The following is a 17,543-nucleotide window of genomic DNA, read 5'->3' on the forward strand; positions in this document are numbered from 1 at the left end:
TTCCATCACCCTAACCCTCTCCCCATAGGGGAGAGGGGATAAAAACAAACCAACCTTACCTTTGGAGACTCTGTGATGAATAACGATATTTGTCAGCAGATAGAGAATAGTGCGCACTACAAGGAGCTCGTCGAAAAACGGCAACGGTTTGCCTTTATCCTTTCCATCATCATGCTGGTTATTTACGTCGGCTTTATTCTGCTGATCGCCTTTGCGCCGCAGTGGCTCGGTACGCCGCTGCACGCCGGAACCAGCGTTACGCGCGGCATCCCAATTGGCATTGGCGTTATCGTTATTTCGTTTGTGCTGACAGGTGTGTATGTCTGGCGTGCGAACGGTGAATTCGATCGTCTTAACAGAGAAGTTCTGCGCGAGGTAAAAGCATCATGAAGCGAGTCCTGACGGCGCTTGCCGCCACACTTCCCTTTGCTGCCCATGCGGCAGATGCCCTTACCGGCGAGGTCCAGCGCCAGCCAACCAACTGGCAGGCGATTATCATGTTCCTGATTTTCGTGGTGCTAACGCTTTACATCACCTACTGGGCGTCGAAACGCGTGCGCTCCCGTAACGATTACTACACCGCGGGCGGCAACATTACCGGCTTCCAGAACGGGCTGGCGATAGCGGGAGACTTTATGTCTGCCGCCTCGTTCCTCGGGATCTCCGCGCTGGTTTATACCTCGGGGTATGACGGCCTGATCTACTCCCTCGGCTTCCTCGTCGGCTGGCCGATCATTCTGTTCCTGATTGCCGAGCGCCTGCGTAACCTTGGCCGCTACACCTTTGCAGACGTAGCTTCATACCGCCTCAAACAAGGCCCCATCCGCATGCTCTCCGCCTGCGGTTCGCTGGTGGTGGTGGCGCTGTACCTGATTGCGCAGATGGTGGGCGCGGGTAAATTGATCGAGCTGCTGTTCGGTCTGAACTACCACGTCGCGGTGGTGCTGGTAGGCGTGCTGATGGTGATGTACGTCCTGTTCGGCGGCATGCTGGCCACCACCTGGGTACAGATCATCAAAGCGGTACTGCTGCTGTTCGGCGCCAGCTTTATGGCCTTTATGGTGATGAAACACGTCGGGTTCAGCTTCAATAATCTGTTTACCGAAGCCATGTCAGTGCACCCGAAAGGGGAAGCGATCATGAGCCCGGGCGGGCTGGTGAAAGATCCGATATCCGCGCTCTCGCTCGGTCTCGGCCTGATGTTCGGTACCGCTGGCCTGCCGCATATCCTGATGCGTTTCTTCACGGTGTCTGATGCACGTGAAGCGCGTAAAAGCGTGTTCTACGCCACCGGGTTTATGGGCTACTTCTACATACTGACCTTTATCATCGGCTTTGGCGCGATCATGCTGGTGGGGGCAAACCCGGCGTTTAAAGACGCGGCGGGCGCGCTTATCGGCGGTAACAACATGGCGGCGGTGCATCTGGCCGACGCGGTAGGCGGTAACCTGTTCCTCGGCTTTATCTCTGCCGTGGCCTTCGCCACCATCCTCGCGGTGGTTGCAGGGCTGACGCTGGCTGGTGCGTCTGCGGTATCGCACGATCTCTACGCCAACGTTTTCCGCAAAGGCGCAAGCGAGCGCGATGAGCTGAAAGTCTCCAAAATCACCGTACTGGTGCTGGGCGTCGTCGCCATCCTGCTGGGGATTTTGTTCGAGAAGCAGAACATCGCCTTTATGGTGGGGCTGGCCTTCTCGATTGCGGCAAGCTGTAACTTCCCGATCATTCTGCTCTCCATGTACTGGTCAAAACTGACCACCCGTGGGGCGATGATTGGCGGCTGGCTGGGGCTGCTGACGGCGGTGATTCTGATGATCCTCGGCCCGACCATCTGGGTGCAGATCCTCGGTCACGAAAGCGCTATCTTCCCGTATGAATACCCGGCGCTGTTCTCCATTGCCGTGGCGTTTATTGGGATCTGGTTCTTCTCAGCGACCGACAACTCGCCGGAGGGTAACCTGGAGCGTGAGAAATTCCGCGCCCAGTTTATCCGCTCGCAAACCGGCCTGGGTGTTGAGCAGGGCCGCGCGCACTAAACCTTTTCTCCCCGGTCGCTCTGGCCGGGGAACTTAAAACATCACCCACGCCACCAGCGGCGCGATTAATACCATTGTCACGCCCGAGAGCATCATCACCAGGCTTGCAACAACGCCTTCCTGCTGTCCCAGCTCATACGAACGTGCCGTCCCCGCCCCGTGCGACGCCGCGCCAAACCCCGCCCCTTTCGCCATCCCTTCGCGAATGGAAAGGCGCAGAAACAGCACATCCCCCACTGCCATGCCGAACACGCCGGTCACCACCACAAACAGCGCCACCAGATCCGGCTGTCCGCCGAGCGGTTTAGCCGCCGCCAGCGCGAACGGTGTGGTCACCGAGCGTACCGCCAGGCTGCGCTGGATTTCATCAGACAGGGTAAACAGCCGCGCCAGCCAGACCGAGCTGCACACCGCCACTACCGTCGCGGTGACGACACCCGCGCTGAGCGACATCCAGTGGCGTTTAATAATTGCCAGGTTGTCATACACCGGCACCGCAAAGGCGATAGTCGCCGGGCCGAGCAGCCACAGCAGCCAGTGGGATTCACCAATGTAGTTCTGCCAGGAGATATGGCCGAAGACCAGCATCAGCACCAGCAGGATCGGCGTAAAGACCAGCGGCATCAGCGGCAGCGTGCGAAAGCGGCGATACAGGCGCTTGTTGGCAAAGTAAATGACGACTGTCGCAATCAGGCATAGCACGCTTATCTGAAAGTTAGTCATGCTTCTGCCTGCTGATTTCAAAGCGATACACTTTATCCACCACCCAGGCGGTGGCGCCCAGCACCATCAGCGTGCTCAGGGCGATAACCGCAAAGATGCGCCAGCCGTCGACCATCAGCAGTTGCGCATAATTCACCACCGCCACCACGGCCGGAACGAAGAACAGCAGCATCTCCGCCAGCAGCCAGCGCGCACCGGCCCGCACCCAGCTAAGGGGCAACGCGCGACAGAGGATCAGCGTCAGCATCAGCACCATTCCCACCAGGTTGGCGGGTAAAGGCAGGTTCAGCCAGTCGACAAGATATTCAGCAAAAACAAATAGTCCCGCGTAGAGCAGTACCTGAACCGGTACCTGGAGTCGTTGAACAACGGCAGGCGTAACACGGCTTAACGCCACGGCCATGGGGGTTTTCCTCAGAAATGAGACGAGGCGCCAGTATAGTGAGCGTACGGTATCGACTGAAATGAATTAAAATCATCGAAGGTATAGTTTCGAGGAATAATCATGGACATAAGAACGCTGCGCTATTTTGTCGAGGTGGTTCGCCAGCAAAGTTTTACCCGCGCAGCGGAGAAGTTATTCGTAACCCAGCCTACCATCAGTAAGATGCTGAAAAACCTCGAAGATGAGCTGAACTGTACCCTGCTGATCCGCGACGGGCGCAAGCTGCTGCTGACCGATACCGGTCGCGTGGTGTTCGAGCGCGGGCTGGCAATTCTGGCGGAGTTCCGCCAGCTGGAGGCCGAGCTTGGGGACATCAACCACCTGACAAAAGGGCTGCTGCGGCTCGGCATTCCGCCGATGGTCGGCATGATGATGGCCGGACCGATTAGCCTGTTTCGCCAGCGCTATCCCGGCGTTGAGCTAAAAATTTCTGAATTTGGCGGCCTGACCGTGCAGCAGGCGGTGATGAACGGTGAACTTGACGTGGCCATGACGGCCCTTCCCGTGGAAGAAGAGAGCGGGCTGGCAACGCTGCCGCTGTTCAGCCACCCGCTGTGCGTGCTGGTGCCGCGCTCCGGCGACTGGCTGAAGATTGAATCAGTAAAACCCGAGCTGCTCGGCGAACACCCGCTGCTGATTTACAACGAAGATTTCGCCTTAAGCCGCCAGCTGATGGCGCTGTTTAACCAGCACAACGTAAAGCCGCGCATTGCGGTGCGCAGCGGCCAGTGGGATTTTCTGGCAGCGATGGTACAGGCGGGCGTGGGGATAGCCATTCTGCCGCAGCCGATCTGCGAGCGGCTGGATAAAAACACGCTGCGCTGGATCCCGCTGGAGAGCGATCTGCACTGGCAGTTAGGGATGATCTGGCGTGAAGGGGTGTATCTGTCGCACAGCGCACAGGCGTGGTTGCAATGCTGTGAGGGGTTTTGGGTACCCTCACCCTAACCCTCGCCCCTCCGGGGAGAGGGTTAGGGTGAGGGGAACATACGGCGGTGGTGGTCATTCCGTTCACTTTATGTTCCTTGCTACTCTGTAACGACATGACCGGTGAACGTGCCAGGGTGGCTCAGTCGCCACCACCCTGGCGACCCGGGCTCCCGGCGGTAAATCGCCGCTTCGCGGTGCCCTCGGCTTATTCCTTCCGGCTTATCGGGTACGGGCGGAGGCAACGTCCCTGTAAAGCCGCCCTCTCGGCGCATCCCTGCGCCTCGCCCCGGCCTGCAGGAAACGCCTCAGCGATTTACAGCCGGACCAGGGCATCGCTGACAGCCCTCAGCCATTTAGAAAGCAACTTTATTGCTTCTGCATAAAAAAATTACTGGGGATCCCTCAGCCCATAGGGAGAGGGAACCGATCGAGCACGTAGGCCCGGTAAGCGCAGCGCCACCGGGCAATTACAGCGCTACTGATTCTCTATCAACAACGCTTCCAGCAGATCCAGATCGTGCAGCAGCTTTTGCAGCGTCTCGTTGCTGATCTGCCGCGTCGCGCGCAGGTGATACAGCTCGGCACGCTCGGAGCGCAGCGCCGCCAGGCGGAAACGGCGCTCGAGGTTCTCTTCCTGCAACGAACTTTCCACGTCGTTACGTCCGTCAGCACGGCGACGCAAATTACCGATCACGCGTGAACTGACTTCCTTCAGCAGCTGGTTATCAATGTTCTCTTCGGCATCGGCGGCCAGACGCTCCTCCATCTTCTCGATGGCGACAATCGCTACTTCCGCCGTCGCCGCACGGGCAATCCGCTCTTCCTTATGCTGCTGCGAGGTGTCACCCGCATCAATATGCTGCAGCAGAATCGGCAGCATAATTACGCCGACAAACAGGGAGAAGAGGATCACGCCCGCCGCCAGGAAGACCAGCTCGTAGCGCGCCGGGAAGACGTCGCCCGTCGGCAGAAGCAGAGGAATGGAGAGCACACCAGCAAGGGTGATCGCCCCGCGAACGCCCGCGAAAGAGGCAATCAGCAGCTCGCGCGTGGTCCAGGAGCCGAACTCCATCGGCTTTTTGGTCAGGAAGCGAACGCTGAACTTCTTCATCGTCCACAGCCAGCCGAAACGCACCAGCATCAGCGAAAGGTAGATGAGTACGATATCGGTAAACAGCATCCAGACTTCAACGTTTGGATCCGCTTCGGCCGCGATCAGCGAAGATTCCATAATGCCCGGCAGTTGCAGGCCCAACAGCAGGAACACCATGCCGTTAAAGACAAACTCGAGCATCGCCCAGGTACTGTTCGCGCGCAGACGCATCGCCAGTGGCGCCCGGCGCATCACGCCGGAGCGGGTGATGGTCATCCCCGCGGCTACCGCCGCCAGAATGCCCGACACGCCGATATGTTCGGCAATCAGGTAAGAGGCGAACGGCAGCAGGAACAGCAGGACGATCTGCGTCGCCGGTTCATCGCCGCCCCAGCGGCTGAGGAAGCGCAGCGAACGACCGTACAGCCAGCTTACAACAAAGCCTGCGAGGATACCGCCAATCGCCACCTTGAAGAATTCGAGGGTTGCACCGCCGACGGTAAAGACCATGGTGCCCATGGCTACCGCCACGGCAAACTTCAGGGCGACCAGGCCGGAAGCGTCGTTCATCAGCGCCTCGCCCTGCAAAATGCCCATGATTTTCTTAGGAATGCGCCCTTCGCCCACAATGCCGGACAGCGCCACGGCGTCGGTCGGCGACAGCACGGCAGCCAGCGCAAAGGCGGGTATAAGCGGGATCCCCGGTACGGCCCAGTAGATCAGGAAACCAATCCCGACCACGGTAACGACCACCAGCGCCAGCGCCAGACCGAAGATCTCTCGCCCGTGCTCAAGAAATTCGCGCGTCGGCGTTTTCCAGCCATCGGCAAACAGCAGCGGCGGGATAAACAGCACGAGGAACAGTTCCGGATCGAACTCCACGTGCAGACCGAACGTCGGCCACGCCAGCAGCGCGCCGATAGCTATTTGCATTAAAGGCAGGGGGACCTGGAAGGGCAGTACGCGTGTAACCACCCCGGATAATGAGACCACAAGGGTCATGATGAGTATTGTGAAGAAAATTTCCATGCGTTCCCTGTTTGCTGTGTTTCTTTTCAAGCCAAACCTGAGGCGTCGTGCCTCTTATTCTATCCTCTCCAGAGTAACGTAAAAGACAACGGGATGGGTCCTGAAAATAAAAACGGGCGGCCTGAGCCACCCGTTTTCGCATCAATGGATAACTTAAATTGCCCAGCCGCCCGCGTAGAACGCTACCAGCGCAACGGCGATGACAACGGTACCGATGTTCAGCTTGCGCCACTCACCGGAGACCAGACGCCCAATCACCAGCGAGGCGAAACCGATCATAATGCCGGTCACGATGTTACAGGTCAGCACGATAAAGACCGCGGTGATCAGACCAGACATGGCATCAACAAAGTCAGCAAAGTCGATTTTCGCCACGTTGCTCAGCATCAGCAGGCCGACGTACATCAGCGCAGGTGCGGTCGCGTAAGCTGGCACCAGATAAGAGAGCGGAGAGAGGAACAGGATCAGCAGGAACAGTACGCCAACGGTAATAGCCGTCAGGCCGGTTTTGCCGCCTGCCGCCGTACCCGCTGCGGACTCAATGTACACTGCCGCTGGCGCTGCACCCACCAGGCCAGAGAAAACGCTGCTCAGGGAGTCGGTGGTCAGCGCTTTGCCGCCGTCAATGATCTGGCCGTCTTTGTCCAGCAGGTTAGCCTGCCCCGCCACCGCGCGGATGGTGCCCGTGGCGTCAAACACCGCGGTCATTACCAGCGCCAGCACGCTTGGCAGGATCACCGGGTTCAGCGCGCCCACAATATCCAGGCTGCCAATCAGGGAGTTACCGTTGTCATCGCTCAGCGACGGCATGGCGAAAATCCCGGAGAAATGAACGGACGGGTCGAAAATCAGGCCGACGATGGACACGCCGATAATGGTCAGCAGAATGCCGCCCGGCACTTTCAATTTTTCCAGGCCAATGATCACCGCCAGCCCCACCAGCGACATAATTACCGGGAAGCTCGCGAAGTTACCCAGCGCAACCGGCAGGCCGTCCAGCGGGTTCTTGATGACCAGACCCACGCCGTTGGCGGCGATCAGCAGCAGGAACAGGCCGATGCCGATACCGGTGCCGTGCGCCACGCCCTGCGGCAGGTTGCGCAAAATCCAGCTACGGATGCCGGTAGCAGAGATCACGGTGAACAGTACACCCATCAGGAACACCGCGCCGAGCGCTACCGGGACGCTGATATGCTGGCCCAGCACCAGGCTGAAGGCGGTAAACGCGGTCAGGGAGATGGCGCACCCGATCGCCAGCGGCAGGTTCGCCCACAGGCCCATCACAATCGAACCCACACCCGCAACCAGGCAGGTGGCAACAAAGACCGCCGCTGGCGGGAAGCCCGCTTTGCCGAGCATGCCCGGCACCACGATGACGGAGTACACCATCGCCAGAAACGTCGTCAGACCGGCAACAACTTCCTGGCGCACGGTGCTGCCGCGAGCAGAAATTTTAAACATGGCGTCAAGTGAACCGCCGGTACGCGCAGATGGCGTAGACATAGAAAACATCCCCTGAAAATTTTTATTGAAAGTCCGTAAGCGTGGTGGAGACTCCACTGCCAGCGAAACGTCAAATCCTTGTGCTGCGTTTGCGACGAAAGGGGCGTCACAAAAAAAGCAAACGTTTAGCTCCGCGCTTACAAAACGGGTGGTCAAATGTAGGCAAACGATTATCTAGCCTAATACCCGCCCTTTTCAACTGAACTTTCTCGTTTTTCGCTAAAATTGCCTCATGACGATGAAGAATTAAGCAGAGGATGCGCAAACGTTATCGTCCATGCGCAATTTCGTTACATTTCATCCCCCGCCGGGTATCGTCAGCGGGCCGCCTTTCGCAAGCGTTGTCTGCCAGCCCGGACGTGCCTCCACTCTCTGTTTCCACGCCGCTATGTGGTCGAGATTGTCGATGCCGCCTCTCGCCAGCAGGGCGAAGAGGGGAAAACTCATCTGGATATCAGCCATGGTCAGCGTATCGCCGGCAAACCAGCTGTTTTCGGCAAGATGGTCGTTAATAAAGCGCGCATGCGTTTCCAGCTGGCGGTTGAGATACGCTTTTTGCACCCCCTGCCCCAGCGCCTTACCCAGCGTGCGCAGGCCAAACGGGACGGGGGGTTTGCCGAGGCTGTTAAATACCAGCTTCATTAACAGCAGCGGCATCAAGGACCCTTCGGCGTAATGCAGCCAGAAGCGATACTGCACTTTATGGGCGGGATCTAACGGTTTGAATCGTGACGCCGAATCGTACGTTTCCTGAAGATATTCCAGAATCGCGCCTGATTCAGCCAGAACCAGTCCGTTATCTTCCAGTACCGGGGATTTTCCCAGCGGATGCACTTTTTTGAGCGCGTCTGGTGCGAGCATGGTTTTTTCGCGCTGGTAGCGCACAATCTCATATGTCAGACCCAGTTCTTCCAGCGCCCAGAGGACGCGATGAGAACGAGACTGGTTAAGGTGGTGGACCGTTAGCATGATGTTCTCCGGTGATTCATACTTTTTAACTATAGAAAACTGAACAACTTCACGAAAAAAATTCGGCTAAAATCTCATCATCTCCGGTGGCAAAAACGGCGGCCGGGCATAGAATTAAAGTGTCAGTACAAACCGGAACCTCCTCCACAAGCTCGACACGAGGAGTACTGATGTCGGGGGAAACCCTCCCGTGAGCCAGCGGGATAGAGAGAAAGACAAAGACCGGAAAAAACTAAAGCGCCCTTAGTGGCGCTTTAGTTCTTTATGCTTGTTGCCGGGTGGCGGCTGCGCCTTACCCGGCACACACCTCTCAATCCTCCTCCAGCAACCGCGCCCCTGTTCCCTGCTCGCCCAGCCTGTCACCCGGGTTACGCAGCGGACAATCGCTACGTGATAAACACCCGCAACCAATGCAGCCATCCAGTTCATCGCGCAGGGCCACCAGCGTGTGAATACGACGATCCAGTTCTTCTCGCCACTGGGACGACAGCTGCTTCCACTCTTTCGCGCTCAGCGAGTGTCCTTCCGGCAATACGCCGAACGCGTCGCCGATGGTAGCCAGGGGGATGCCGATACGTTGCGCAATTTTGATAATCGCCACGTAGCGGAGCACATCGCGGGTATAGCGCCGCTGGTTTCCGGCGTTACGGATACTTTTTATTAACCCTTTGCTTTCATAGAAGTGGAGCGCCGACACCGCCACGCCGCTTCGTTTCGCCACTTCACCGGGGGTTAACAGCGCTTTGATGCGCGGTAATCTCTTTTCCATAAAACCTCTTTACCTCAAGTTAACTTGAGGAATTATACTCCCCCGCAGAGAAAACGACGAATCAACCAGGACAGATGTCTCCACAGAGGGGTAACCTTATGTCGCATCAGCAAATTATTCAGACGCTTATTGAATGGATTGATGAACATATCGACCAGCCGTTGAACATTGATGTGGTCGCTAAGAAGTCGGGCTATTCGAAATGGTATTTACAGAGAATGTTCCGCACCGTAATGCATCAAACGCTGGGTGACTACATTCGCCAGCGCAGGCTCCTGCTGGCGGCGCAGGCGTTACGCTCAACTCAGCGGCCCATTTTTGATATCGCAATGGATCTGGGCTATGTGTCGCAGCAGACCTTTTCCCGCGTCTTCCGCCGCGAGTTTGACCGTACGCCGAGCGACTACCGCCATCAGCTCAATTAATGCGTGTTAACGCAAGGGTTGCTGCTGCCAGGCCATAAATGCCTGGGGCGGCATCGCTTTCGCGAAGTGCCATCCCTGACAATACTGCACGCCACGCTTCAGCAGCCAGCTCACCTGCTCCCCCGTCTCGACCCCTTCCGCAATGGTTTTCAGCCGCAGGCTTTGCGCCATCTCAATGATGTGCTCGGCAATCAGGTGGCTGGTGCTGTTGGTGGTTAAGGTATCGATAAAAGATTTGTCGATTTTCAGGATATCGACGTTCAGCGAATAGAGGTTATGCAGGTTAGAGTAGCCGGTTCCGAAATCATCAATCGCCACTTCATACCCCGCCTGGCGAAACGCCTGAATGACCGGCGTGGTTTTCGGCACGTCAATAAACCCCCGCTCCGTCACCTCAATTTTTATTTGCTGCGCGCGAACCGAGTAAAAGCGGGCTTTGTCGGAGATCAGGGCGATAAGACGCGAAGAGTGAAAATCCGACGCCGACAGGTTAATCGAGACATACAGATCGGGGTGAGCGGCAAGAAAATGGCCCAGATCGGTGAACACCTCCTCCACGACGTAATCCGTAATGCGCTCAATCATCCCCTCTTTTTCGGCCAGGGGAATAAATTCCGCCGGGCTCATAACCTGACCGTTGAATCCTGGCCAGCGCAACAACGCCTCTGCTCCCACGCACTGGTTATTTTTTATATCAATAATGGGCTGATAATGGACGCACAGCTGGCGTTTATTCAACGCCCGGTGCAGAAGTCGGCCAGGCGAATTGAATTCACGGTGTGTTCGCGACCACACCAGCAAAATAATAATGCTGCAAATCATCCCCAGCGGTAGCGTCAGAGTAGCCTGATGATAAAGCGTTTTATAAAAACGGGCATTGGAGGTTGAAACGATGGCCGCAATGGGCCTCTGCTCTGATTTTACAATCGTATAAAAACGGTCATCTTTCTGAAAAGTCGTTTCCTGATGTCGGAGCATCGAATGCAATAAAGAAATATTGGCTTTCTGACTCACAGAAAAGAATGCATTGCTGACGGTGTCATACACTCCCCACGACAGGGAACGATCGTCTGACATCACCTCACTGTACGAAAGCGGGTTGACCACTGCGACATAATTTCCGCGCTGCATATATATCATTTTATAACCATTAAAAAATGGTGTATCGCGAAAATAATAGATAGCAACGTCGGGTTTACGTGTGTAATTGGCAGCGGGGATGATGTAAGGATGATCCGGCGTAAAAAGGGTCGAGCAGAGAAAGTCCTGGCCTTCAGCATAAATTAAATCGGCAACAAAAAGGCGACCGCGGGAAACGTTCAACATATATTGACGATGCTCCGGCGTACACACTTTACCCTGATATTTTTCCGCGTCTTCCCGGGCCATATCAACCTGTTGAATAACCCGTTCAGTTTTGTTTAAAGCAAGTTCAGCAAACGTGCGCAGCTGAGCGCTGATTTCCGACACGGCTCTAAGCTGGGCAAACCATAGCGCAAGCATCACCGGCAGCATAACTACCATGATAATCCCGACCGCTTTGAGCATTTTGCGCCGCGCGCTACGATTCATTTCCCGCTCTGTATCCCTGCATGTTGTACGCCTGTAGCAATGAAGACCGGCTGCTTTGATAAACAGGTGATTACGTTGCATGAATCATGGGAAGTTAGCAACTGACTTTTGGTATTAAAAATCCTAAAATTCGTGATGCCGATAATATTTTCCCGTAAGCCAAACTAAAAGTATTCATTTCGTTTCTGATAAGGATAATAATTACCCGCGACAGGTGTGGAAAATTCGTTGGCTGAAATAGCCTGCTCTTTGTTCTTATGCTGATTTATAAATAATCAGACGCCAGAACCGTTTTTCCTCTTCCCGTACGCTTGGCGTCATATAATGCCTTATCAGCACGCATCAGTATGGCAGAAGTATCCCGTTGCCCCTGACAGACTTCAACCACCCCGGCGCTGAAAGAGAGTACCAGCGTTTTATCGCCCACACGCAGCGGTTTTGAGATCAGCGCGGCACGCAGCCGGGAAGAGAGCAACGTAGCGGCCATACCATCCGTACGCGCCAGCAGAAGAACAAACTCTTCGCCCCCTACCCGTCCCAGTGCTGACCCGGCCGGGCTCACTTCGCGAATACGGTCGCAAAAGTGAATCAATGCCGCATCGCCAACCTGATGTCCCCACCGATCGTTGATCTGCTTGAAATAATCGAGATCGAACATCAGGAGACAGAAATGGCTACTGACATCCTGCGGCGAACTGGCTGCCAGCGCCATTTTGAGCCGCTGTAAAATTGTCGAGCGATTCAGACAGCCCGTCAGATCGTCCGTGGTGGCTTTGACGGTCAGCTGCTGTTCTGCTTTTTTACGTTCGGTGATATCGAGGCCAATATTGAGAATGGAGTTATCCGGTAAAAGGATGTTTGACCAGAGGATGGTTAACGGCGTCCCGTCTTTACGCACCGGGTGCCATTCGTACATATCCTTAAGTGGTGCGAAACGAACCGACTCCTGCACGCGCTGTCGCTCCTCGGGATCCGGGTAAAACAGGGCCAGCGGATCGGGGTGCTCGCCGATTTCAGTCATACTCCAGCCAAAGACTTTTTCGCATTCGGCGTTCCACAATACACACCGGTTATGCCTGTCAAAGGCGTTCATCAATACCGGAGCACGTTCAAATAAAGTTTTATATTGCGTGACGACGCGCTGCATCTCTTGCGCTGTTTTTTCCCGCACGATGATGTCATCAAAATAATCTTTTAGCTTCTCGACCAATACCACCACGATATTTTTCAATATCGGCAACGAGGTCAGTTTTTCATTAAAAGCCAAAAAGAAATAACCACTGCACTGTCTGCCATGCGCTGAGAGTTTACACAGCACGCCGCTTTGCAGCCGCGCATAGCCAGGATGCTGAGGGGAAAATACCGCCCGGCCAATATGCTCTTTCCAGTAGATAACGCGCCAGGCGCGGTGATGCCGTTGCAACAGGGTGCTGGCAAGAAAATCCGCCACGTTGAAGGCGTGACACGTCACGTCGCCGGCACAAACCACGCGCGGCCCGTCTGCGGATTCGACACTGACCCACGAGAGATTTGCCCCCAGTGCGCTGTTGATGATTTCCAGCATTTCAACCGGCGAACACTGCGCGTTGAGTTGTGGCATCAGCTTCGCCAGGGCGTGCAGAGCCTGCATGCTGTCGTTAATAATCTCGCGTCTTTTTTCTTTCATTATCTTTTCGCAGGTCATTAATCGAGAGAGCAACCGCAATAACTCATATCTGAATAAAAGAATAAGACCACGAAATCAAAGAGTATGCTGAGTGTTAAAAAAGAATAAAAATCCAAAAAAACCAAATAATTCAATGTGATGAATTATTTTTGCGGGTACATTTATTGTTCCACACAAGCATAATCCATAGACATACTGCTGTAAACGCTATACAGCCGAGGGTGTTTTGCAAAGGTTTTGCTATCTGAATGAATTAAAAATAAAAATTCCGGCTTAGCGCCGATCTGAACGAGGACGATATATTTTACCCGGTTATAAACCCACTTTTACCTCATACGATACTGGCGAATAAAACAGCAAATGTGATATAGTTCACACATCTTATGTAACGAGAAACATTGTTTCATTCCAGTTCGTCTGTTTTGTCGAGGATGGGTTTTATGGCAACCATTACCACCAGTATGGTGCTCCTGCGCTGGCCGTTGTTGAGCGCGGTTTTGATGTTCCTGGCCAGCACGTTAAACATTCAGTTCCGAAAGTCCGACTACGCAGGTCTTGCTGTGATTAGCACCCTGTTAGGGTTGGGTGCCGCATGCTGGTTCGCGACAGGTTTGCTCGGCATTACGCTGGTGGATATGGCCGCCGTCTGGGAAAACATTAAAGTGGTGATGGTTGAAGCCATGAGCCACACTCCGCCAGACTGGCCGATGGTGATTACCTGATAGCCTGTTATAAAAAACCCAGACATTGTCTGGGTTTTTTGTGTTTCACGCGTCTGGATATCAGAACGGGATATCGTCGTCGAAGTCCATTGGCGGTTCGTTAGACGGTGCCGGAGCAGACTGCTGCTGAGGACGAGACTGCGCGCCGCCGCTGAACTGATTGCCGCCCTGAGGCTGTTGAGGCTGACCCCAACCGCCCTGCTGCTGGCCGCCACCTGCCGGTGCGCCACCGCCCTGACGACCACCCAGCATCTGCATGGTGCCGCCTACGTTGACCACCACTTCCGTGGTGTATTTTTCCTGACCGGATTGATCGGTCCATTTGCGGGTACGCAGCTGGCCTTCGATATAGACCTGAGAACCCTTACGCAGATACTCACCGGCCACTTCAGCCAGTTTGCCAAACAGCACAACGCGGTGCCATTCGGTCTGCTCTTTCATTTCACCGGTCGCTTTATCACGCCAGGATTCGGAAGTAGCCAGCGTAATGTTGGCAACTGCGCCACCACTCGGCATGTAGCGTACTTCCGGGTCCTGGCCCAGATTACCGACGAGAATCACCTTGTTTACGCCTCTGCTGGCCATGTTCGTGTCTCCTGAATACGTTTCTTAATAGTGTAAACGCGCGAGTGTACCATTTCCATGCGACACTTTGATAGTTGCGTAGCATGTTCCAGAGTTCTCTCGCGGACTCGACATTGTTACACAGTGAATCAGAAAATGCATTCCAATACTGTATATTCAAACAGGTCATTTTGTGTCATAATTAGCCGTTTCTGACAGCCGTTTGTCCTTCAAACAAATCAGGCAATCCGTGTTCCAACCGGGAAAGGTGAATGGATAAGATCGAAGTTCGGGGCGCCCGCACCCACAATCTCAAGAATATCAACCTCATAATCCCTCGCGACAAACTCATCGTCGTGACCGGGCTTTCGGGGTCTGGCAAATCCTCACTGGCTTTCGACACTTTGTATGCCGAAGGACAGCGTCGTTACGTTGAATCGCTCTCGGCGTACGCGCGTCAGTTCCTGTCGCTGATGGAAAAACCGGATGTCGACCACATTGAAGGGTTGTCTCCTGCTATCTCCATTGAGCAGAAATCCACATCGCATAACCCGCGTTCTACGGTCGGTACCATTACCGAAATCCATGACTACCTGCGTCTGCTGTATGCGCGCGTGGGCGAGCCGCGTTGTCCGGATCATGACGTTCCGCTGGCGGCCCAGACCGTCAGCCAGATGGTGGATAACGTGCTGTCTCAGCCGGAAGGCAAACGCCTGATGCTGCTGGCGCCAATCATTAAAGAGCGTAAGGGTGAACACACCAAAACGCTGGAAAACCTGGCAAGCCAAGGCTATATCCGCGCCCGTATCGATGGCGAAGTGTGTGACCTGTCCGATCCGCCAAAGCTGGAGCTGCAAAAGAAACACACCATCGAAGTGGTGATTGACCGCTTTAAGGTACGTGAAGATCTGGCGACGCGTCTGGCGGAATCCTTTGAAACGGCGCTGGAACTGTCGGGCGGCACGGCGGTGGTGTCAGACATGGACGATGCGAAAGCGGAAGAGCTGCTCTTCTCCGCCAACTTCGCCTGCCCGATTTGCGGCTACAGCATGCGCGAGCTGGAACCGCGCCTGTTCTCGTTCAACAACCCAGCGGGCGCGTGCCCGACCTGTGACGGCCTCGGCGTTCAGCAATATTTCGACCCGGACCGCGTGATCCAGAACCCGGAGCTGTCGCTGGCGGGTGGCGCCATTCGCGGCTGGGATAAGCGTAATTTTTACTACTTCCAGATGCTGAAATCGCTGGCAGAGCACTATAAGTTCGACGTTGAAGCCCCGTGGGCCAGCCTGAGCGCGAACGTACATAAAGTGATCCTGTTCGGTTCCGGCAAAGAGAACATCGAGTTCAAGTACATGAACGATCGCGGTGACACTTCCGTGCGTCGCCACCCGTTCGAAGGGGTGCTGCACAACATGGAGCGCCGCTACAAAGAGACCGAATCCAGCGCGGTGCGCGAGGAGCTGGCGAAGTTCATCAGCAACCGCTCCTGCGCCACCTGCGAGGGTACACGTCTGCGTCGCGAAGCGCGTCACGTGTTTGTCGAAAACACGGCGCTGCCGACCATCTCAGACATGAGCATCGGCCACGCGATGGACTTCTTCAACAACCTGAAGCTCTCCGGCCAGCGCGCGAAAATCGCCGAAAAAGTGCTGAAAGAGATCGGCGATCGCCTCAAGTTCCTCGTGAACGTCGGCCTGAACTACCTGACGCTTTCCCGATCGGCTGAAACGCTCTCCGGCGGTGAAGCCCAGCGTATCCGCCTGGCGAGCCAGATTGGCGCGGGCTTAGTCGGCGTGATGTACGTGCTGGATGAGCCGTCTATCGGCCTGCACCAGCGCGACAACGAACGCCTGCTCGGCACGCTGGTTCACCTGCGTAACCTTGGCAACACGGTGATTGTGGTTGAGCACGACGAAGACGCCATTCGCGCCGCAGACCACGTGATCGACATCGGCCCGGGCGCTGGCGTGCACGGCGGACAGGTGGTGGCAGAAGGGACGCTGAAAGACATTATGGCGGTGCCCGAGTCGCTGACCGGCCAGTACATGAGCGGCAAGCGCAAAATTGAAGTGCCAAAACAGCGCGTGGCGGCGAACCCGGAAAAAGTGCTGAAGCTAACCGGGGCGCGCGGCAACAACCTGAAAGACGTGACCCTGACGCTGCCTGTCGGGCTGTTTACCTGCATCACCGGCGTGTCCGGTTCCGGTAAATCGACGCTGATCAACGATACGCTGTTCCCGATTGCGCAGACGGCGCTGAACGGCGCGACGCTGGCCGAGCCTGCACCGTACCGCGACATTCAGGGGCTGGAGCATTTCGACAAGGTTATCGATATCGATCAGAGCCCGATTGGCCGCACCCCACGTTCCAACCCGGCGACCTATACTGGCGTCTTTACGCCCGTCCGTGAACTCTTCGCGGGTGTACCGGAAGCGCGTTCGCGCGGCTACACGCCAGGACGTTTCAGCTTTAACGTGCGCGGCGGCCGCTGTGAAGCGTGCCAGGGCGACGGCGTAATCAAGGTTGAGATGCACTTCCTGCCGGATATCTACGTGCCGTGCGACCAGTGTAAAGGCAAGCGCTATAACCGCGAAACGCTGGAGATTAAGTACAAAGGCAAGACCATCCACGAAGTGCTGGATATGACCATCGAAGAGGCGCGCGAGTTCTTTGACGCCGTCCCTGCGCTGGCGCGTAAGCTGCAAACCCTGATGGATGTGGGTCTGACCTATATTCGTCTGGGGCAGTCAGCGACAACGCTGTCCGGCGGTGAAGCGCAGCGCGTGAAGCTGGCGCGTGAGCTGTCCAAACGCGGTACCGGTCAGACGCTGTACATTCTGGACGAGCCGACCACCGGCCTGCACTTTGCGGATATCCAGCAGCTGCTGGACGTGCTGCACCAGCTGCGCGATCAGGGCAACACCATCGTGGTGATTGAGCACAACCTGGACGTGATTAAAACCGCGGACTGGATTGTCGATCTCGGCCCGGAAGGCGGCAGCGGCGGCGGTGAAATCCTCGTCTCCGGTACGCCAGAGACCGTTGCAGAGTGCGAAGCCTCGCACACCGCGCGCTTCCTTAAACCGTTGCTGTAATC

The 17,543-nt window shown here is 55.8% G+C and carries 15 protein-coding genes; 6 read left to right on the forward strand and 9 right to left on the reverse strand.

What is annotated here, in order from left to right:
- Positions 1-75 precede the first annotated feature (75 nt).
- Together AC4OVS_RS20445 and actP are read left to right on the forward strand one after the other, a co-directional pair.
- Positions 76-390 (forward strand): DUF485 domain-containing protein, encoded by a 315-nt coding sequence (locus AC4OVS_RS20445; protein ID WP_038415083.1) that lies wholly within the window; start codon positions 76-78, stop codon positions 388-390.
- Positions 387-2,036, forward strand: a complete 1,650-nt coding sequence (gene actP, locus AC4OVS_RS20450; RefSeq protein ID WP_023299099.1) for a cation/acetate symporter ActP — start codon at positions 387-389, stop codon at positions 2,034-2,036. Before AC4OVS_RS20445 ends, actP begins: the two co-directional genes overlap by 4 nt.
- A 33-nt stretch (positions 2,037-2,069) precedes the next feature.
- Here the strand turns inward: actP and AC4OVS_RS20455 are convergent, their stop codons facing one another.
- Both AC4OVS_RS20455 and AC4OVS_RS20460 read right to left on the reverse strand, forming a co-directional pair.
- Positions 2,070-2,759, reverse strand: a complete 690-nt coding sequence (locus tag AC4OVS_RS20455) for an LrgB family protein (RefSeq protein WP_022646761.1) — start codon at positions 2,757-2,759, stop codon at positions 2,070-2,072.
- Entirely contained in the window at positions 2,752-3,162 is a 411-nt protein-coding gene (locus AC4OVS_RS20460; protein ID WP_022646760.1) for a CidA/LrgA family protein, read from the reverse strand. Before AC4OVS_RS20460 ends, AC4OVS_RS20455 begins: the two co-directional genes overlap by 8 nt.
- Positions 3,163-3,264: 102 nt before the next feature.
- Here AC4OVS_RS20460 and AC4OVS_RS20465 point away from each other — a divergent pair, with 102 nt between their 5' ends.
- Positions 3,265-4,152 carry a LysR family transcriptional regulator gene (locus AC4OVS_RS20465; protein WP_022646759.1) on the forward strand — a complete coding sequence of 296 codons (888 nt, stop codon included), beginning with the start codon at positions 3,265-3,267 and terminating at the stop codon, positions 4,150-4,152.
- 457 nt (positions 4,153-4,609) lie between these two features.
- Here AC4OVS_RS20465 and AC4OVS_RS20470 read toward each other — a convergent pair whose 3' ends face one another.
- The 4 genes from AC4OVS_RS20470 to soxR form a co-directional block, all read right to left on the reverse strand.
- Complete coding sequence (locus AC4OVS_RS20470) at positions 4,610-6,256, reverse strand: Na+/H+ antiporter (protein WP_022646758.1); 1,647 nt, start codon at positions 6,254-6,256, stop codon at positions 4,610-4,612.
- Positions 6,257-6,409: 153 nt separating this feature from the next.
- A complete protein-coding gene (gene ghxP, locus AC4OVS_RS20475; protein WP_022646757.1) occupies positions 6,410-7,759 on the reverse strand; it encodes a guanine/hypoxanthine transporter GhxP in 1,350 nt (449 codons plus the stop codon).
- 297 nt (positions 7,760-8,056) lie between these two features.
- Positions 8,057-8,728, reverse strand: coding sequence for a glutathione S-transferase family protein (locus AC4OVS_RS20480; protein ID WP_022646756.1), 672 nt, complete (start codon positions 8,726-8,728; stop codon positions 8,057-8,059).
- 310 nt (positions 8,729-9,038) lie between these two features.
- Entirely contained in the window at positions 9,039-9,497 is a 459-nt protein-coding gene (soxR, locus tag AC4OVS_RS20485; RefSeq protein ID WP_003860275.1) for a redox-sensitive transcriptional activator SoxR, read from the reverse strand.
- Positions 9,498-9,595: 98 nt separating this feature from the next.
- Between soxR and soxS the strand changes: the two genes are divergently transcribed.
- Entirely contained in the window at positions 9,596-9,922 is a 327-nt protein-coding gene (gene soxS / locus AC4OVS_RS20490) for a superoxide response transcriptional regulator SoxS (RefSeq protein ID WP_003860277.1), read from the forward strand.
- 6 nt (positions 9,923-9,928) lie between these two features.
- Here soxS and AC4OVS_RS20495 read toward each other — a convergent pair whose 3' ends face one another.
- Together AC4OVS_RS20495 and AC4OVS_RS20500 are read right to left on the reverse strand one after the other, a co-directional pair.
- A complete protein-coding gene (locus AC4OVS_RS20495) occupies positions 9,929-11,494 on the reverse strand; it encodes an EAL domain-containing protein (RefSeq protein ID WP_023299098.1) in 1,566 nt (521 codons plus the stop codon).
- 265 nt (positions 11,495-11,759) lie between these two features.
- Positions 11,760-13,160 (reverse strand): sensor domain-containing diguanylate cyclase, encoded by a 1,401-nt coding sequence (locus AC4OVS_RS20500; RefSeq protein ID WP_063850406.1) that lies wholly within the window; start codon positions 13,158-13,160, stop codon positions 11,760-11,762.
- Between the two features lie 440 nt (positions 13,161-13,600).
- Between AC4OVS_RS20500 and AC4OVS_RS20505 the strand changes: the two genes are divergently transcribed.
- Complete coding sequence (locus tag AC4OVS_RS20505; protein WP_022646751.1) at positions 13,601-13,882, forward strand: YjcB family protein; 282 nt, start codon at positions 13,601-13,603, stop codon at positions 13,880-13,882.
- A gap of 60 nt (positions 13,883-13,942) precedes the next feature.
- Here AC4OVS_RS20505 and ssb1 read toward each other — a convergent pair whose 3' ends face one another.
- Positions 13,943-14,467 carry a single-stranded DNA-binding protein SSB1 gene (gene ssb1 / locus AC4OVS_RS20510; protein WP_003860284.1) on the reverse strand — a complete coding sequence of 175 codons (525 nt, stop codon included), beginning with the start codon at positions 14,465-14,467 and terminating at the stop codon, positions 13,943-13,945.
- Positions 14,468-14,718: 251 nt separating this feature from the next.
- Here ssb1 and uvrA point away from each other — a divergent pair, with 251 nt between their 5' ends.
- Positions 14,719-17,541 (forward strand): excinuclease ABC subunit UvrA, encoded by a 2,823-nt coding sequence (gene uvrA / locus AC4OVS_RS20515; protein ID WP_003860287.1) that lies wholly within the window; start codon positions 14,719-14,721, stop codon positions 17,539-17,541.
- The last annotated feature ends 2 nt before the right edge of the window (positions 17,542-17,543 follow it).

It is taken from the genome of Enterobacter sp. 4974935, from assembly GCF_058661735.1.